12 protein-coding genes are annotated in these 17,033 nt (G+C 74.3%); 5 read left to right on the top strand and 7 right to left on the bottom strand.

Going from position 1 to position 17,033, the window contains the following annotated elements; genetic code table 11:
- Positions 1–4: 4 nt before the first annotated feature.
- Complete coding sequence (locus tag DDJ31_RS30465; protein WP_127177184.1) at positions 5–688, bottom strand: response regulator; 684 nt, start codon at positions 686–688, stop codon at positions 5–7.
- The gene (locus tag DDJ31_RS30460; protein WP_127177185.1) at positions 685–3,195 is read right to left on the bottom strand and encodes an ATP-binding protein; all 2,511 of its coding nucleotides are present in this window, start codon (positions 3,193–3,195) and stop codon (positions 685–687) included. The genes DDJ31_RS30465 and DDJ31_RS30460 overlap by 4 nt, the downstream gene beginning before the upstream one ends.
- 315 nt (positions 3,196–3,510) lie before the next feature.
- Between DDJ31_RS30460 and DDJ31_RS30455 the strand changes: the two genes are divergently transcribed.
- From DDJ31_RS30455 to DDJ31_RS30440, 4 genes are all read left to right on the top strand, one after another.
- Positions 3,511–3,960, top strand: coding sequence for a DUF5707 domain-containing protein (locus DDJ31_RS30455; RefSeq protein WP_127177186.1), 450 nt, complete (start codon positions 3,511–3,513; stop codon positions 3,958–3,960).
- Between the two features lie 90 nt (positions 3,961–4,050).
- Positions 4,051–5,229 (top strand): FAD-dependent oxidoreductase, encoded by a 1,179-nt coding sequence (locus DDJ31_RS30450; protein ID WP_127177187.1) that lies wholly within the window; start codon positions 4,051–4,053, stop codon positions 5,227–5,229.
- 175 nt (positions 5,230–5,404) lie between these two features.
- A complete protein-coding gene (locus DDJ31_RS30445; protein ID WP_127177188.1) occupies positions 5,405–5,863 on the top strand; it encodes an SRPBCC family protein in 459 nt (152 codons plus the stop codon).
- A 186-nt stretch (positions 5,864–6,049) separates the two neighbouring features.
- Positions 6,050–8,284, top strand: a complete 2,235-nt coding sequence (locus tag DDJ31_RS30440; protein WP_127177189.1) for a protein kinase domain-containing protein — start codon at positions 6,050–6,052, stop codon at positions 8,282–8,284.
- Between the two features lie 26 nt (positions 8,285–8,310).
- Here DDJ31_RS30440 and DDJ31_RS30435 read toward each other — a convergent pair whose 3' ends face one another.
- The 5 genes from DDJ31_RS30435 to DDJ31_RS30415 all read right to left on the bottom strand — a co-directional run bounded on the left by DDJ31_RS30435 (position 8,311) and on the right by DDJ31_RS30415 (position 14,980).
- A complete protein-coding gene (locus DDJ31_RS30435; RefSeq protein ID WP_127177190.1) occupies positions 8,311–9,462 on the bottom strand; it encodes an XdhC family protein in 1,152 nt (383 codons plus the stop codon).
- A 57-nt stretch (positions 9,463–9,519) separates the two neighbouring features.
- On the bottom strand, positions 9,520–10,977 hold the full coding sequence (locus DDJ31_RS30430) for an NCS2 family permease (RefSeq protein ID WP_127177191.1): 1,458 nt from the start codon (positions 10,975–10,977) through the stop codon (positions 9,520–9,522).
- A 153-nt stretch (positions 10,978–11,130) separates the two neighbouring features.
- Positions 11,131–13,518 carry a xanthine dehydrogenase family protein molybdopterin-binding subunit gene (locus DDJ31_RS30425; protein ID WP_127177192.1) on the bottom strand — a complete coding sequence of 796 codons (2,388 nt, stop codon included), beginning with the start codon at positions 13,516–13,518 and terminating at the stop codon, positions 11,131–11,133.
- Between the two features lie 2 nt (positions 13,519–13,520).
- The gene (locus DDJ31_RS30420) at positions 13,521–14,090 is read right to left on the bottom strand and encodes a (2Fe-2S)-binding protein (RefSeq protein WP_127177193.1); all 570 of its coding nucleotides are present in this window, start codon (positions 14,088–14,090) and stop codon (positions 13,521–13,523) included.
- Positions 14,090–14,980, bottom strand: a complete 891-nt coding sequence (locus tag DDJ31_RS30415) for an FAD binding domain-containing protein (RefSeq protein WP_127177194.1) — start codon at positions 14,978–14,980, stop codon at positions 14,090–14,092. Before DDJ31_RS30415 ends, DDJ31_RS30420 begins: the two co-directional genes overlap by 1 nt.
- A 342-nt stretch (positions 14,981–15,322) precedes the next feature.
- On the opposite strand from DDJ31_RS30415, the gene DDJ31_RS30410 reads away from it, so the two are divergent.
- Positions 15,323–16,990, top strand: a complete 1,668-nt coding sequence (locus tag DDJ31_RS30410; RefSeq protein ID WP_127177195.1) for a PucR family transcriptional regulator — start codon at positions 15,323–15,325, stop codon at positions 16,988–16,990.
- Positions 16,991–17,033 lie beyond the last annotated feature (43 nt).

Here is a 17,033-nt window from a genome sequence, read left to right as displayed (position 1 = left end):
AGCGTCAGGCGCGGGGGCCGGGCGGGTTGGGGCGGGCGAGGCCCAGGTCGTAGGCGAGGATCGTCGCCTGCACGCGGTCGCGCAGGCCGAGTTTGCGCAGCAGCGCGTTCACATGGGACTTGACGGTGCCGACGGTGATGCCGAGTTCCCCGGCGATCTCCGCGTTGTTGAGGCCGGCCGCGATCAGTGCGAGGACGTACCGTTCGCGGGCGGTGAGGCTCTCCAGTTCGCGGGGGCCGTCCCCGGAGCGGAACCCCGCGCCCGCCCCTGACGCGTAGTGGCCGATGAGCCGGCGGGTCGCGGAGGGGGCGAGGACGCTCTCGCCGGTGGCCACCACCCGGATGCCGTCGAGGAGTTCGGAGGGCTGGACGTCCTTGAGGAGGAAGCCGGAGGCGCCGGCGCGCAGCGCGTCGAAGACGTAGGAGTCGAGGTCGAAGGTGGTCAGCACGAGGACCCTCGGCGGGTCCTGGCGGCCGGTGATGATCCGGGTGGCGGCGATGCCGTCCAGTTCGGGCATGCGGACGTCCATGACGACGACGTCGGGCGTCAACTCCCCCGCGAGGCGCACCGCTTCGGCTCCGTCGGCGGCCTCCCCGACGACCGTCATGTCGTCCTCGGCGTCGATCACGGCGGCGAAGCCCGCCCGGACGATGCCCTGGTCGTCGACGACCAGTACCCGCAGGCTCATCGGTCTCTCTCCTCGTCTGTGCGCGCGGCGGCGGGCGCGCGGTCCGCGGTGAGCGGCAGCAGCAGGCTCACCGTGCCCGCCGGTGCGGCGGCCCCGGCGGTCAGGGTGCCGCCGAGCGCCGCGACCCGGGCCGTCAGCCGGTCGCGCACGGCGGGGCGGGCGGCCTCGGGGACACCGGTGGCGGTGAGCGTCAACGTACCGTCGTCCGCGTCGATCTCGATCGTCGCGGGGTCCTCGCCGCCGGCCGCGAGCAGCGTCTCGGCCGCGTGGTAGGCGGCCAGGTCGACGGCGGTGGGCAGGTGCTCGGGGACCCCGGGGCCGAGCCGGATCTCGACATCGCGGCCGGTGGCCCGGCACTGGTGGGCGAGCAGGTCGAGCGCCTGGAGGGTGGGCTGCGGGCGGAGCGTGGGTCCGTCGTCGCCCGCCCTGACGGTGTCGAGGAGGGCGCGCATGGCGGCCAGCGCGGCGCGGGCCCGGTCGGCGGTGGCGTCGAGGTGGCCGGCCTCGGCCTGCGCGACCATGTCGGCGGTGCGGGCGAGGACGGTGGTCTCCAGGCCGGCGGCGATCCGGCGGCGTTCGGCCCAGGCGTCCCGCACGGCTTCCTGAGTCCACCCGGCGAGGCGCCGCGCGCCGGCGCCCCTGGCGTCCCGCTCGCGCCGGCCGCGCAGCGCGCCGGCCCAGCGGGCGGCGCCCACCATGGCGGCCGATCCAGCGCCGGCGCCGACGACGACCGCCCAGGTGGGGGCCGTCGTCCCACGGTCGAGGACGGCGACGGCGGCGGCCACTGCCTGGACGACGACGGCCGCGAGCGCGAGGACGGAGGCCGCCCGCCGGGCGTCGGCGCGGGGAAGGAACCCGGCCCCGGTGCCGGGGGCTCGTCCCGCGGGCCCGGACCTACGCGCCGTACCGGGCTCCGGTGCCGTCGGCCGGGGCCGGAACGGCCGCGTCCAGTCGGTTTTCGGGCCCCGGCGCGCGGGCTCGGGCGGGGCCGCTCGTGACGTCTCCCGGGCCGCCGTCCGCGCCACCGCCACGCAGAGGGCGAGCGCGCCGAGGAAGGCGGGCGGCAGCACCGGTCCCGCGTAGTCGGCCGCGGCCATCGCCACCGGCCACAGCGCGGCCAGGCCGAGCAGCACGGCCGGTGCGGCGCGGGGTGCCCGGCGCAGCCACAGCAGGGCGACCGCCTGGGCGGCGGCGAGCAGCGCGAAGAGCACGCCCGGGGTCACCTCCCACCCGGTCGACATCGCCTCGGCCTCGTCGACCGGCTCGGGGCGCATCACCAGCACCGGAAGCAGCGGCTGCACACAGAGGCCGATCGCGGCGACGACCTGCGCGACGCGGTAGGAGGGCGGCAGCGTCACGTCGCCCGGGGCCGCCGTCCGCCCCGGCAGTTCCGCGCGGACCTCCCAGCCGCCGTCCGGGGTGGGCCCGGTGCTCAGGGTGCCGCCCGCCTCGCGGGCCCGGGAGCGCAGGAAGCCCTGTCCGCGCCCGCCGCCGAGGCCCGCGCCATGGGCGGTGACGCCCGCCGGCGGGGCGGCGCTGGTGACGACGACGTCGGTGCGGGTGTCGCCGTACCGGCACACCACCGTGGTGGCGGCGCCCGGCGCGTGCCTGGCCACGTTGGTGAGCGCCTCCCGGACGATGCCGAAGGCCGCGTCGGCGACGACCCCTTCGGGCAGCGGGTCGATCTCGTCGTCGACCGGCTGGTCCAGTCGGCGGAATCCGGCGACCAGGGCCCGCAACCGCTCCTCGGGCGAGGGGAGTTCCTCCCGCGAGGGGGCGGGCGCCCGCACCGCGCCGAGCGCGCGGCTCACCGTCCGCCCGGTCTCGACGGCGAACTCCAGGGCCTCGGCAGCCAGTTCGGGGCGTCGTTCGCGCAGTCCGAGGGCGGCGCCCGCGGTGACGACGACGGCGGTGAGGTGGTGGGCGCTGACGTCGTGCAACTCCCGCTCCATGCGCCGCCGTTCGGCCGCGGGAAGACGGTGGCGCTCGGCCTCGGCGCGCTTCAGGCGCCGTTCGGCGGTGCGGCGCGCGCGGCGGGTCCGCCGGGTCCGGAGGCCGACGCCGCAGGTGATCAGGTACAGCAGGGTGGTCGGTACCGGGTCGAGCCCCGCGAGTCCGTCGAGGCCGCTGAGTCCGTGCAGGGTGATGTCCTGGGCGAACTGCCAGAAGGCGAGCGCCAGCACGCACAACACGGCGGTGAACGTGTCGCGTTCGGTCGCCACGGTGAAGAGGGCGAGGGCGATGCCCGCCGTGCCGAGGACGGCGGTGCCGCCGACCGGCAGCGCCCCGGCGCCGAGCGCGCAGGCCGCGGCGACCAGGACGAGGGTGACCACCGGCCGGGTGCGGCGCACGGCGAGGGCCGCGGTGACCGTGCCGGCCACCAGCACCGCCACGAGGAGCGCGGACGCGGGCGGCACGGCACCGCGCACCAGGTCCGCGCCGGGCCACACGGCGGCCTGGGCGCACAGCAGGAGGACCGGGAGCAGCCGGTCGTCGTCTCGGTTCACACGGGTGAGGGCGTTCATGGTGGATCCAGGCTAGGCGCGGGGTGCGGGCGGGCGACTCGGGCCGTGGGCGGAGCCTCGGCGGCGCTCCTCTATCTCTGGTTCGAGTCGGCGATCGTCCGGCGGGCCGAAGACCGGCGCGGGTGCGCGGCCCTAGTGTCGACATCGTCGAAAGGCGGCCTCCCAGACCGCGAGGCATTCACGAACCGGATACCGGTGCGATCGTCACCGTATTCACGCGTCGCTCTCGGCACGTCACGGCGGGCCTTTCCGCATTCCTTTCTTCTGTCGCATCCCTTTTCTCTCAGGAGCGTTTCCATGTCCAAGCGCCTTGTTGTCTCCTCCGTCATCGGTGTCGCCGTCTTCGGCGCTGTCGTCGCAGGTGGGCTGGCTGTCGCCGCCGCCGCGACGGAGCTGACCGTGGACCACGCCACCGCCCGTTACACCCCCGCGTCCGGCAAGAAAACGGCCTCGCTCACCTTCACCGCGGACGTGCGCGACGATTCCGGCGTCAAGAGCCTCAATGTGCTGGCGTGGCCCGCGGATTCCAAGCTCGACCCGACCGAGCGGGACATGCGCGATGTGGACCGGGCGACCTGCGCAAAGGTGTCGGCGGAGAAGGCCGTCTGCACCTACGCGCCGCCGATCACCGAGAAGGAGGCCGAGAAGCTGACCGAGGGCACCTGGTACGTGTCGGTACTGGCGACCGCCAAGGACGGCGACACGACGTTCGTGCCGAAGGCGGCTGAGTTCACGGTGGTCCGCTGACGGGGTATCAGGGCGCCGGAACCCTCCGGCCTGGCCGGGCGTTGGATCTCCGGGGGCCGCGACGACGGCGCGCGACGGACGGGGAGCGATGTGAGGGCACTGGTCATCGGCGGCGGGATCGCCGGTACGGCGACGGCACTCGGCCTGCACCGGGCGGGGGTGGACGTCGAGGTGTACGAGGCGCATCCGGACGCGGCCGAGGACATCGGCGCGTTCCTGACCCTGGCCAGCAACGGCATGCGGGCGCTGGTGCAGCTCGACGCGGCCACGGCCGTCGGCAGGGCCGGTTTCCCGCTGACGTCGATGCGGGTCCTCGACGCCTCGGGCGCGGAGGTCGGGCTGGTGCCGCTGGGCGAGGCGGCCGACCCGGTGCTGCGGTACCGGTGCCTGCGGCGCGGTGTGCTGAGCGGGGTGCTCCAGGCGGAGGCGGCGCGCAGGGGCGTCCGGATCAGGCACGGCGCCCGGCTCGACGCCGTCGAGGAGGGGCCGGGCGGCGTCACCGCGCACTTCACCGACGGCACCACCGCGAGCGGTGATCTGCTGATCGGCGCGGACGGGCTCCGTTCGGCGGTCCGCCGGGCGCTCGACCCCGGGGTCACGCCGGTCCACGCCGGGCAGCGCGTCTACTACGGCTACACGGACAGCGCGCCCGTCGCACCCGACGCCCCGAAGGACGCGCGGATCACGATGGTGCGGGGCAGCTCGGTCTCCCTCGGGTACACGGTCTCCCCCGCCGGTGAGACGTACTGGTTCGCGCGGGTGGCGGGTGCACCGTCGGCGGCCGGGCGGCTCGGTACGGCGGCGGAGCGGCGGGAGCTGCTGCTGACTCTGCTGCGCGGGGACACCTCGCCCGCCGCCGGTCTGGTGGCCGCGACGACCGACGACCTGATGGTCACCGACGCCGCCGAGATCCCCACCGGCACCCGCTGGCGGCACGGGCGCGCGCTGCTGCTCGGCGACGCCGCGCACGCGGCCTCACCGGCGAGCGGGCAGGGCGCCTCGATGGCCCTGGAGGACGCGGTCGTCCTCGCCAAGTGCCTGCGGGACGCGCCGGACACCGGGGCCGCGTTCACGCTGTACGAGACGCTGCGCCGACCGCGCGTCGAGCACAACGTGACGGCGAGCGGGAACATCTCCCGGGGCACGGCCGTGTCCGGCGCCCCCCGCCGGGGCGGCCCGGCGCGGTCCCGGCCGGGCGACGACGACCTGATCCACCACCTGGAGTGGTCGACGGACCTCTGGGAGACGTCGGGCGGCACCGAGGCGTGAGCGGGCCTGCGGGCGGGGGCAGCCCTCCCCCGCCCGCAGGCCCGCGCCCCCACACCCCGCGCCGCACCCCCACGCCCCTCGCCGCACCCCTCCCCACGCTCCGACGTCACCCGCCATCCGCGTGACAGGGCGGTGATCCCTCCGCTGAGCAGCCCCGACTCCCTACGATCGGCTCGTGGTCTACTTCCTCCTCGAACGCACGGCGCCGCTCCCTCTCGACGAGGCCTGGCGCCGTCTCACCGACTGGCCGCGGCACGGCGAGGTCGTCCCGCTGACCCGCGTCCGGGTCGTCACGCCCGCGCCGACGGCTGAGGGCACGGTGTTCGTGGCCCGCTCGGGCGTGGGCCCGCTCGCCTTCGACGACCCGATGGAGGTGACGGTGTGGCGACCGCCGTCCGCCGGGACACCCGATACGCCCGGGACGCCCGGACTGTGCAGGCTGGAGAAGCGGGGCCGGGTGGTGACCGGGTGGGCCGAGCTGGAGGTGCGTCCCGGGCCCGGCGGGCGCAGCCGGGTGGTGTGGCGGGAGGAGCTGAACGTCCGCCCGCTGCCCGGCCTGTTCGACCCGCTGGCCGCGGGGGCGTCGCGACGGGTGTTCGGGCGGGCCGTCAACCGGCTGCTGCGGGAGGGCTGACGGACGCGGGGCCGGAGGGGGCGGGTTCGCGGACGTGAGGTGAGGCGCCGCACAGGGACGGCCTAGGCTGGGCGGAGTACGAGCCGTTCGGGCCAGGACGGGTCCGACCGCGCACGTCGTCGCCCGAAAGGCGGCAGGCGGGAATGGCCAGACACGCCCGAGGGAGACGGGGATGGTGACCGGCTCATGTCACTGAGCGCGGGGAGTGCCGAGTCGACGGGTGGGTCCATCGGGGACTACACCCTGATCGACACGCTCGGCAGCGGCGGTATGGGCGTCGTCCACCTGGGTCTCTCGCCTTCCGGACGGCATGTGGCGATCAAGGTCGTGCACGCGCAGTACGCGCTCGACGAGGAGTTCAGGGCCCGGTTCCGGCAGGAGGTGGCGGCGGCCAGGCGGGTGAGCGGCGCGTTCACCGCGCCGGTGGTGGACGCCGATCCGGAGGCCGGGCAGCCGTGGATGGCGACCCTGTACGTGCCGGGCCGCACGCTGACCGAGACGGTCGCGGAGGACGGCCCGCTGACCGGCCGCGCGCTGCGCACGCTGGCGCTCGGCCTGGTCGAGGCGTTGCGGGACATCCACCGGGCGGGGGTGGTGCACCGGGATCTGAAGCCGAGCAACGTCCTGGTGGCCGACGACGGTCCGCGCGTCATCGACTTCGGCATCTCGCGGGCCGCCGACAACGAGGACCTCACGGTCACCGGCCGGCTGATCGGCACGCCGCCTTTCATGTCGCCCGAGCAGTTCTCGGCGCCGCGGGATGTCACCGCCGCGTCGGACGTGTTCTCGCTGGGTTCGGTGCTGGTGTACGCGTCGACGGGGAACCGCCCGTTCGAGGGCGGCAGCCCGTATCTGACGGGGTATCAGGTGATGCACGAGGCTCCGGTGCTCGACGGCGTCCCCGAGCCGCTGCGGGCCGTCGTCACGCGCTGCCTCGCCAAGGACCCGGCGGCCAGGCCCCCTCTGGACGAGGTCCAGGCGATGCTGGTGGCGCTGCCCGAGCGGATCACCGGCACCGCCACGCCGGACGCCGCCGCGGTCCCGGCCCCCCGGCGGCGCCGTGGCGGCGGAACCGCGCCGACCTCGGGACCGTCCGGGACCGCGGCGACCGTCGGCGGTCCTTCGGGCGCGCGCCGTGGGCGCCGGACGCGGCGGACGCTGGTCGCGCTGGCCTCGGCGCTGGCCGTCACCGCCGTCGCCGTCACCGCCGTACGGCTGGCGGGGGACGACGGCGCGCACCCGGCGAAGGGGTCGGGCGCCGCGAGCGAGGTGCCCGCACCCGGGCTGCCGGAGGGCTGGCGGGCCTGGCGGACCAGCCTGGTGACGGCCAAGAAGGGCCAGCCGCTCGACGAGTTGGAGTCGGGCTGTGTGCCCGGCGACGCGAGCGCCGTGTACTGCGCGGGCACCGGTTTCACGACCGCGCGGCTGGACGCGGCGACCGGACGCGTCCGCTGGCGCTCAGGCACCAGCCCCGAGACCTCGCGCCCGGTCGGCGTCCGGGACGGGCACGTCTACGCGTATCTGAAGCCGGACTCGCAAGTGTCGTACGAAGCACGGCGGTTGGCGGCCCTGGACGAGAAGACCGGCAAGCTGCTCTGGTCCCGCGCGGTGCGGGAGGACGAGCCCTCGCTGCTGTTCGACCGGGGCATCGTGACGACGGACAACGCGGCGACGCACTTCCTCGCCCTGGACGCGTCGGGCCGGCAGCTCTGGCGGACCCCCGCGACGTCGTCGGTGGGCGACGCCTGCGCGGCCGTGGTGTTCGGCGGCTCCCCCTACGGGCTGTGCACGTCCGCGTCGGACGGCCTGGACGAGGGCTCGACGGCGCTGCTGCGGCTCGACCCGGCCGACGGATCGGCCCGTGAACTCGCCCGGCTGCCGGCGCAGACCGCGGCTCTCGGCGCCGACGGCGGCCGGCCGCTGCTCGTCTCGGCGGCGAAGGAGCACGTGTCGGCGGCCGAAGGGGACTGGCCCTACGCGACGCTGCTGCGGGTGGACCCGGGCAGCGGCGCAGTGCGGCGGCTGAAGCTGGCGGCGGGGACGCGCGGCACGCCGACCCTCGTCGACGGGGTCGTGTACTTCGTGCGGCCGGACGGGACGATCACGGCGGTCAGGGCGAGCGACGGCACCCGGCTCTGGCAGCGCGGCACGGCGGTGGAGAACCTGTCGGCCCCGGTGCTGTCGGAGAAGTACCACAGCCTCTACCTCGCCAACCGGTTCGGCCGGCTGACGGCGGTGGACCCGGCGACGGGCAGGGTGCGGTGGCGCACCGACGCGATCGCCGATCCGGGTGACTCGGCGCAGAACTCCGTCCCGTATCTGCGGCTGGTGAAGGACGCGATCGTGGCCGTCGCGGGCGACACGGCGTTCTCGGTCCGCCCCGACCGGCCCTCCGCCACCGCCACCGCCACCGCCCGTTGACGCTCAGGCGACCGATCCGTTGACGCTCAGGCGACCGATCCGATGCCGCGCGGCGGCAGGGACGCCGGGTCGTGGTGGATGGGGGTGTGGGCGCCGGTGAGCGGGACGCCGCTGCCGCCGCGCCGGGCGGCGACGATCTCCGCGGCGATCGACAGGGCCGTCTCCTCGGGGGTGCGGGCACCGAGGTCGAGGCCGATGGGCGAGCGCAGCCGGGCCAGTTCGAGTTCGGTCACGCCGACCTGGCGCAGCCGCTCGTTGCGGTCGAGGTGGGTGCGGCGGGAGCCCATGGCGCCGATGTAGGCGACGGGCAGCCGCAGGGCGAGTTTCAGCAGCGGGACGTCGAACTTGGCGTCGTGGGTGAGCACGCAGAGCACGGTGCGCGCGTCGACGTCGGTGCGCGCCAGGTACTGGTGGGGCCACTCGACGACGATCTCGTCGGCGTCGGGGAAGCGGGCCGGGGTGGCGAAGACGGGCCTGGCGTCGCAGACGGTGACCCGGTAGCCGACGAACCTGCCCGCGCTGACCAGCGCGGACGCGAAGTCTATGGCGCCGAAGACGATCATCCGGGGGGCCGGCAGCGACGACTCGACCAGGACGGTGAGCGGCGCCCCGCAGCGGGAGCCGCGGGCGCCGATCTCCAGGGTGCCGGTGCGGCCGGCGTCCAGGAACGCGGCGGCCTCGGCGGCGACCGTGCGGTCGAGTTCGGGGTGGCCGCCGAAGCCGCCGTCGTGGGTGCCGTCGGGCCGGACGAGCAGGGCGCGGCCGAGCAGGTCGGCGGGGCCCGAGACGATCCGCGCCAGGGCCGCCGTCCGGCCGGCCGCGGCGGCGGCGACGGCGTCCGCGAGCACCGGCCTGACGGCGTCGGCCGCCCGGACCGGGGTGACGAGGATGTCGATGACGCCGCCGCAGGTCAGGCCGACGGCGAAGGCGTCCTCGTCGCTGTAGCCGAAGCGTTCGAGGACGCTCTCGCCGTCCGCGAGCGCCTGCCGGCACAGCTCGTACACGGCGCCCTCCACGCAGCCCCCGGAGACCGAGCCGATCGCCGTGCCGTCGGCGTCCACCGCGAGGGCGGCGCCGGGTCTGCGGGGCGCGCTGCCGCCGACGGCGACCACGGTGGCCACGGCGAAGTCGCGTCCCTGCTCGACCCACCGGTTGAGGTCCTCGGCGATGTCCAGCATGTCTCGGTCTCCTTGGGGGGTCTGCGCGAAGGGCGTCGGAGGGGTGGGCAGGCGGCTCTAGTGGACGCCGAGCCAGCTCTCGATGGGGTGGAGGGCGAAGTAGACGAGGAAGATCGCCGTCAGCCCCCACATGAAGGCGCCGATCTCCCTGGCCCTGCCCTGGGCGGTCTTGATGGCGGTGTAGGAGATGACGCCCGCGGCGACACCGGTGGTGATGGTGTACGTGAAGGGCATCAGGACGACGGTGAGGAAGACCGGGATGGCGGTGGCCCGGTCGGCCCAGTCCACGTGCCGGGCGTTCATCAGCATCATGGCGCCGATGACGACGAGCGCGGCGGAGGCGACCTCCTGCGGGACGATCGCGGTGAGCGGGGTGAAGAACAGGCAGGCCGCGAAGAACACCCCGGTGACCGCGGAGGCGAGCCCGGTGCGGGCGCCCTCGCCGACGCCGGTCGCCGACTCGACGAACACGGTCTGCCCCGAGCCACCCGCGACGCCGCCGATCACGCCGCCCGCGCCGTCGATGAACAGGGCCTTGGAGAGGCCCGGCATCCGGCCCTTGGCGTCGGCGAGTCCCGCTTCGGTGCCGACGCCGATGATGGTGGCCATCGCGTCGAAGAACCCGGCGAGCACCAGGGTGAAGACGATCAGCCCGACGGTCATCACGCCGACCTGCCCCCAGCCGCCGAACTCGACCTGCCCGAAGAGCGAGAAGTCGGGCATGGAGACCGCGCCGCCGCGCAGTTCGGGGGGTCCCGCTGCCCACTGCCCCGGGGCGACGGCTCCGGCCGCGTTGAGGATCGCCGCGACGACGGTGCCGCCGACGATGCCGATCAGGATGGCGCCGGGGACGTTCCGCGCCTGGAGCATGAAGATCAGCAGCAGCGTCCCGGCGAACAGCAGCACCGGCCATCCGGCCAGCTCGCCCGCGGGGCCGAGGGTGACCGGGGTGGCCTTGCCCTGGTGCACGAAACCGGACTTGTAGAAGCCGATGAGGGCGATGAACATGCCGATGCCCATGGTGATGCCGTGTTTGAGCGCCAGGGGAATCGCGTTCATGATCATCTCGCGGAGCCCGGTGACGACCAGCAGCATGATGACGACGCCGTACACGACGCACATCCCCATCGCCTGCGGCCAGGTCATCTCGGGGGCGACCTGCGAGGAGATCACGCCGGAGACGGAGAGCCCGGCGGCCAGGGCGAGCGGCACCTTGCCGACGAACCCCATCAGGAGCGTGGTGAGGGCCGCCGCGAACGCGGTCGCGGTGATCAGCGCCTGCCGGCCGAGGGTGTCGCCCGCCACGTCCTTGCCCGACAGGATCAAGGGGTTGAGCAGGAGGATGTACGCCATCGCCATGAAGGTGGTGACTCCGCCGCGCACCTCGCGCGCGACCGTGGAGCCCCGCCGGCTGATGTGGAAGTACCGGTCGAGCCAGGACCGGCCGGCCGGGACGCGGCTGCCCGCGCCCGCGTCCTGCGCGGTGGCCTCCGGCTCGATGGACTGCTGGGTCATGTGGGCCTGCTCCCAAGGTTCAAAGGGACTCCCGCGCCGGGTACGGCGGCGGGATTTGGGAAGGTGCTTCGGCCGCACGACCCGGGGGACGGCCCGAGACGAACGATCTCCGTGCGCTCCGGACGGCGCGGTGCGCGCCGCCCGGAGGGTCTGTCACGTTGTGCCGGTCAGATGCTCAGGACGGACCGGCGCGCGGTTCAGCTCAAGTCCCGTCGCCTCCCTGATCGCCGCGAGGACGGCCGGGGTGGACGACAGGGTCGGGGCCTCACCGATGCCGCGCAGCCCGTAGGGGGCGTGGTCGTCGGCGAGTTCGAGCAGGTCCACCGGAATGGTGGGCGTGTCGAGGATGGTGGGGATCAGGTAGTCCGTGAACGACGGGTTCCTGACCTTGGCGGTCCGCGGATCGACGACGATCTCCTCCATCACCGCGATACCGAGGCCCTGGGTGGTGCCGCCCTGGATCTGGCCGATCACCGAGAGCGGGTTGAGCGCCTTGCCGACGTCCTGGGCGCAGGCCAGCTCGATCACCTTGACCAGGCCGAGTTCGGTGTCGACCTCGACGACGGCGCGGTGCGCGGCGAACGAGTACTGGACGTGCCCGTCGCCCTGCCCGGTGTGCGGGTCGAAGGGCTGGGTCGGCCGGTGCCGCCACTCGGCCTCGACCTCGACGACGTCGTCGGCGAGCAGGTCGACGAGATCGCAGAGGACCTCGCCGCCGTCGGTGACGACCTTGCCGCCCTCCAGCAGGAGTTCGGCGGTGGCCCAGGCCGGGTGGTAGGTGCCGAACCTGCGGCGCCCGATCTCCAGGACCCGTTCCCGCACCAGCTCGCAGCTGTTCTTGACGGCGCCGCCCGTCACGTACGTCTGCCGGGACGCGGAGGTCGAACCGGCGCTGCCGACCTGGGTGTCGGCCGGGTTGATGGTGACCTGGGTGACGCCCAGCTCGGTGCGGGCGATCTGGGCGTGCACGGTGACCCCGCCCTGGCCGACCTCGGCCATCGCGGTGTGCACGGTGGCGACGGCCTGCCCCGCGACCACCTCGAGGCGGACCCTGGCGGTGGAGTAGTCGTCGAAGCCTTCGGAGAACCCGACGTTCTTGATGCCGACCGCGTAGCCGACGCCCCGCACGACGCCCTCGCCGTGCGTGGTGTTGGAGAGGCCGCCGGGCAGCTGCCGTACGTCGACGCCCTCGCTGCTCTCCCACTGGCGCTCGGGCGGCAGCGGCATCGCGGCGACCCGGCGCAGCAGTTCGGCGACCGGCGCGGGCGAGTCGACGATCTGCCCGGTCGGCATGACGGCGCCCTGTTCCATGGCGTTGAGCTGCCGGAACCGCACCGGGTCCATGCCGAGCCGGTGGGCGAGCTTGTCCATCTGCGCCTCGTAGGCGAAGCACGCCTGGACCGCGCCGAAGCCGCGCATCGCGCCGCAGGGCGGGTTGTTGGTGTAGAGGGCGACGGCCTCGATGTCGACGTCGTCGACGACGTACGGGCCGACGGCGAGCGAGGAGGCGTTGCCGACGACGGCCGGGGAGGCGGAGGCGTAGGCGCCGCCGTCCAGGACGATCCGGCAGACGAGGTGGGTGAGCTTGCCGTCCTTGGTGGCGCCGTGCTCATAGAAGAGGCGCGCGGGGTGGCGGTGGACGTGTCCGAAGAACGACTCGAACCGGTTGTAGACGATCTTGACGGGCTTGCCGGTGCGCAGGGCCAGCAGGCAGGCGTGGATCTGCATCGACAGGTCCTCGCGCCCGCCGAAGGCGCCGCCGACCCCGGAGAGGGTCATCCGCACCTTGTCCTCGGGCAGTCCGAGGACGGGGGCCATCTGCCGCAGGTCCGAGTGGAGCCACTGGGTGGCGATGTAGAGGTGGACGCCGCCGTCCTCCTCCGGCACGGCGAGCCCCGACTCGGGGCCGAGGAACGCCTGGTCCTGCATGCCGAAGTGGTACTCGCCGCGGACGACGACGTCGGCCCGCGCGGCGGCCGCGGCGGCGTCGCCGCGCACGATGGGCTGCCGGTGGACGATGTTGGGGTGCGGGACGTGCCCGATGTGGTGGTCGTCGCGGCCCTCGTGGACGAGGACCGCGTCGGGGGCGGTCGCGGACGCCTCGTCGGTGATGACGGGCAGGTCGCGGTACTCGACCTTGATCTTGGCGGCGGCGCGGCGGGCGGTCTCCGGATGGTCGGCGGCGACGATGGCGACGGGTTCGCCGTGGTGGCGGACCTTGCCGTGGGCGAGGACGGGGGTGTCCTGGATCTCCAGGCCGTAGGTGCGCACGTCGGTCGGCAGGTCGTCGTAGGTCATGACGGCGTGCACGCCCGGGGTGGCGAGGGCCTCGGCGGTGTCGATGGAGACGATCTCGGCGTGGGCGACGGTGGAGCGCAGGATCTGCCCCCAGAGCATGTCCTCGTGCCACATGTCGGACGCGTAGGCGAACTCGCCGGTGACCTTGAGGATGCCGTCGGGCCGCAGCGTGGACTCGCCGATGCCGCCCTTCGTCCCCGATCCCTGGGTGATCCCGGTCGGGGCGCCGCTGGTGGCGGACATGGTCAGGCCCCCTCTCCCTGTCGGGCGGCGGCCAGCCGCACGGCGTCCATGATCTTCTCGTAGCCGGTGCAGCGGCACAGGTTGCCGGACAGCGCCTCGCGGATGTCGGCGTCGCTCGGGTTCGGGTGGTGTTCGAGGAGTTCGTCGGCCGCGACCAGCAGGCCGGGGGTGCAGAAGCCGCACTGGACGGCGCCCGCGTCGATGAACGCCTGCTGGACGGGGGCGAGTTCGGGGTCGTCGCCGGTGGCAGGGCCGGTGCCCTTGGGCTGCCAGCCGCGGGCCGCGTCCAGCGAGGTCCCCGGGGCGTCGCCGCAGGAGCGCCTGCGGGCGTGGTCGGCGAGTCCTTCGACGGTGACCACGTCGCGGCCCTCGGCCTGCCCGGCGGCGACCAGGCAGGAGCAGACCGGGACGTCGTCGAGGCGGACCGTGCAGGAGCCGCACTCGCCCTGTTCGCAGGCGTTCTTGGAGCCGGGGAGGCCGAGCCGCTCGCGCAGCACGTACAGGAGGGACTCGCCCTCCCAGACGTCGTCGGCCTCCTGCGGACGTCCGTTGACGGTGAAGTTGACGCGCATTACGCGGCTCCCTCCGTGAGGCGCCGGGAGCCGCGGTACGACTCCCAGGTCCAGGTGAGTGTCCTGCGGGCCAGCACACCGACGGCGTGCCGCCGGTAGCTCGCGGTGCCGCGGACGTCGTCGATCGGGTTGCAGGCGCCGGCGCACAGGTCGGCGAACTGCTTGACGACCGAGGGGGTGATGACCTTGCCGTTGTCCCAGAAGCGGCCCTCGTCGAGCGCGGCGTTCAGGAACTCCTCGGCGGTGCGGGCGCGCACCGGGGTGGGCGCGGCGGAGCCGATGCCGGTGCGGACGGTGCGGGTGCGCGGATGCAGGGCGAGGCCGAAGGCGCAGACGGCGATGACCATGGCGTTGCGGGTGCCGACCTTGGCGTACTGCTGGGGTCCTTCGGCCTTCGTGACGTGCACGGCGCGGATGAGTTCGTCGGGGGCGAGGGCGTTGCGCTTGACGCCGGTGTAGAAGTCGTCGATGGGGATGAGCCGGGAGCCGCGCACCGACTCGGCCTCGACCTGGGCGCCCGCGGCGAGCAGGGCGGGGTGGGCGTCACCGGCCGGGGAGGCGGTGCCGAGGTTGCCGCCGACGCCGCCGCGGTTGCGGATCTGCGGGGAGGCCACGGTGTGCGAGGCGAGGGCCAGGCCGGGCAGCTCGGTGCGGAGCCGCTCCATGATCCGGGTGTAGGGCACGGAGGCCCCGAGCCGTACGCTGTCGCCGGCGTCCTGCCATTCGTAGAGATCACCGATGCGGGTGAGGTCGAGGAGGTACTCGGGCCGACGGTGGTCGAAGTTGATCTCGACCATCACATCGGTGCCACCCGCAATCGGCACAGCGGCGGGGTGCTCGGCCTTCGCGGCGAGCGCCTCCTCCCAGCTGGCGGGGCGAAGGAAGTCCATGACCGGCTCTCTGTCGTCGTCGCGTGATCGTTCGGATCGAGCCAGATCGGGTGCGGCGGGCCCGGCTCGTTCATGAGCTGTTTACGTGGAGTGGGCTCAGTACACAGCGGCGTACTCCAGCGGGGTCAGTCACCGAAACCATGAAGGAGTTGGCTGGCCAGGCCGGGCATCTTGTAGATTCATATGAACGGAGGCCCTCAGTAACGTCCTGGTTCTCCTGTGGAAACACAGGAAACACCCGGTCAGTCGGGCGAACGGTTCAAGCCCGCCCCCACCGGGCCCCGCCGCGACGGGCGCCCCCCACCCATCGTAAGTTTCGAGACAAGAACGGCGGCGACGAGAATGCGGCTGCGCGCACTGCTGGACACCGACGCGCTGGGCCTGCGGCTGCTCGGCGGCGAGGACGAGCTGGACCGCACGGTACGCGGCGTGATGACCACCGACCTACGGGACCCCAGCCGCTATCTGTCCGGCGGCGAACTGGTCCTCACGGGCCTGGCCTGGCGCGGCGGAGCGGCGGACTCCGACCCCTTCGTCCACCTCCTGGTGCAGGCCGGGGTGTCCGCGCTCGCGGCCGGCGAGGCCGAGCTCGGCGCCGTCCCCGACGACCTCGTCGAGGCCTGCGCCCGCCACCGGCTCCCCCTCTTCGCCGTCCACGAGTCCGTGGCCTTCGCGACGATCACCGAACACGTCGTGCGCCAGGTGTCGGGCGAGCGCGCGGGCGACCTGGCGGCCGTGGTGGACCGGCACCGCAGGATGATGACGTCGGGCCCCGCGGGCGGCGGCCCCGACGTGGTGCTCGACCTGCTGGGCAGCGACCTGGACCTGCGGGCCTGGGTGCTCTCCCCGACCGGCCGCCTGATAGCGGGCCCCAAGGGCGCGGCCCTCGCGGGCGACCTGTGCGCGCGGCTCGCGGCCGAGCACCTGGCGGCGGCCCGCACCGGACGGCGCGGCCCGCACCGGGTCGCCGTCGGCCAGGCGCACTTCTCCCTCTTCCCGATCCGCGGCGGGCGCACCCCGCGGGCGTCGCGGGACGTGCGGGAGACGGTCCTGTCGGACTGGCTGCTGGCCGTGGAGGCCGACGCGGGCGACTGGCCGGACGAGCGCCTCGACCTGCTCCAGGGCGTCACCCAGCTGATAGCGGTGGAACAGGACCGGCGCGACGCGGCCCGCACGGTCCGCCGCAGGCTCGCCCAGGAGGTCCTCGAACTCGTCCAGGCGGGCGCGGCCCCGGCCGAGATCGCGGCCCGCCTGCGGGTGGCGGCCCCCGTCCTGCTCCCCGGCCTCGGGGCGGCCCCGCACTGGCAGGTGGTGGTGGCCAGGGTCGAGTGGACCGACGGCGACGCGATCGAGCCGGGCCCGACCGCCCAGTCGCTCCTGGAGGAGATCCTCGTCGACCCACTGGCCACCGGCCCCGAACCGTCCGACCGGATCGCCGTCGCGCACACCGGCGAGGAGGCCGTCGCCCTGGTCCCGCTGCCCGCCGTGTCGGCCGAGCACGACGGCTCGGAGTCCGGCATCCACGCCGATCAGCTCCTGGCGTCGGTACGGGAACCGCTCGCCGCCGGCCTCGCCGACGACGGCCAGGTGACCCTGGGCGTCAGCGCCGCCGTGCACTCGGCGGAGGGGCTGCGCGGCGCCCTGGAGGAGGCCAGGCACGCCCGCCGGGTGGCGGCGGCCCGTCCCGGCCGGGTCTCGGCGGCCGGCCACCAGGAACTGGCCTCGCACGTGCTGCTGCTCCCGTTCGTCCCCGACGACGTGCGCCGCGCCTTCACCGCCCGGCTCCTCGACCCGCTCCGCGGGTACGACCGCCGCCACCGGGCCGAACTGATCCCCACCCTGGAGGCGTTCCTCGACTGCGACGGCTCATGGACCCGCTGCGCGGCCCGGCTCCACCTCCACGTCAACACGCTGCGCTACCGGGTCGGGCGAATCGAGCAGTTGACGGGCCGTGACCTGTCGCGCCTTGAGGACAAGCTCGATTTCTTCCTCGCGCTGCGCATGAGCTGATCACACGACTTTGTGAAATCTTTCACCCACCCTCTTGGCCCCA

This window comes from Streptomyces griseoviridis, assembly GCF_005222485.1.
GTDB lineage: Bacteria > Actinomycetota > Actinomycetes > Streptomycetales > Streptomycetaceae > Streptomyces > Streptomyces hintoniae.
The sequence above is the reverse complement of the archived record's forward strand: the minus strand, read 5'-3'. Positions and strand labels throughout refer to the sequence as shown.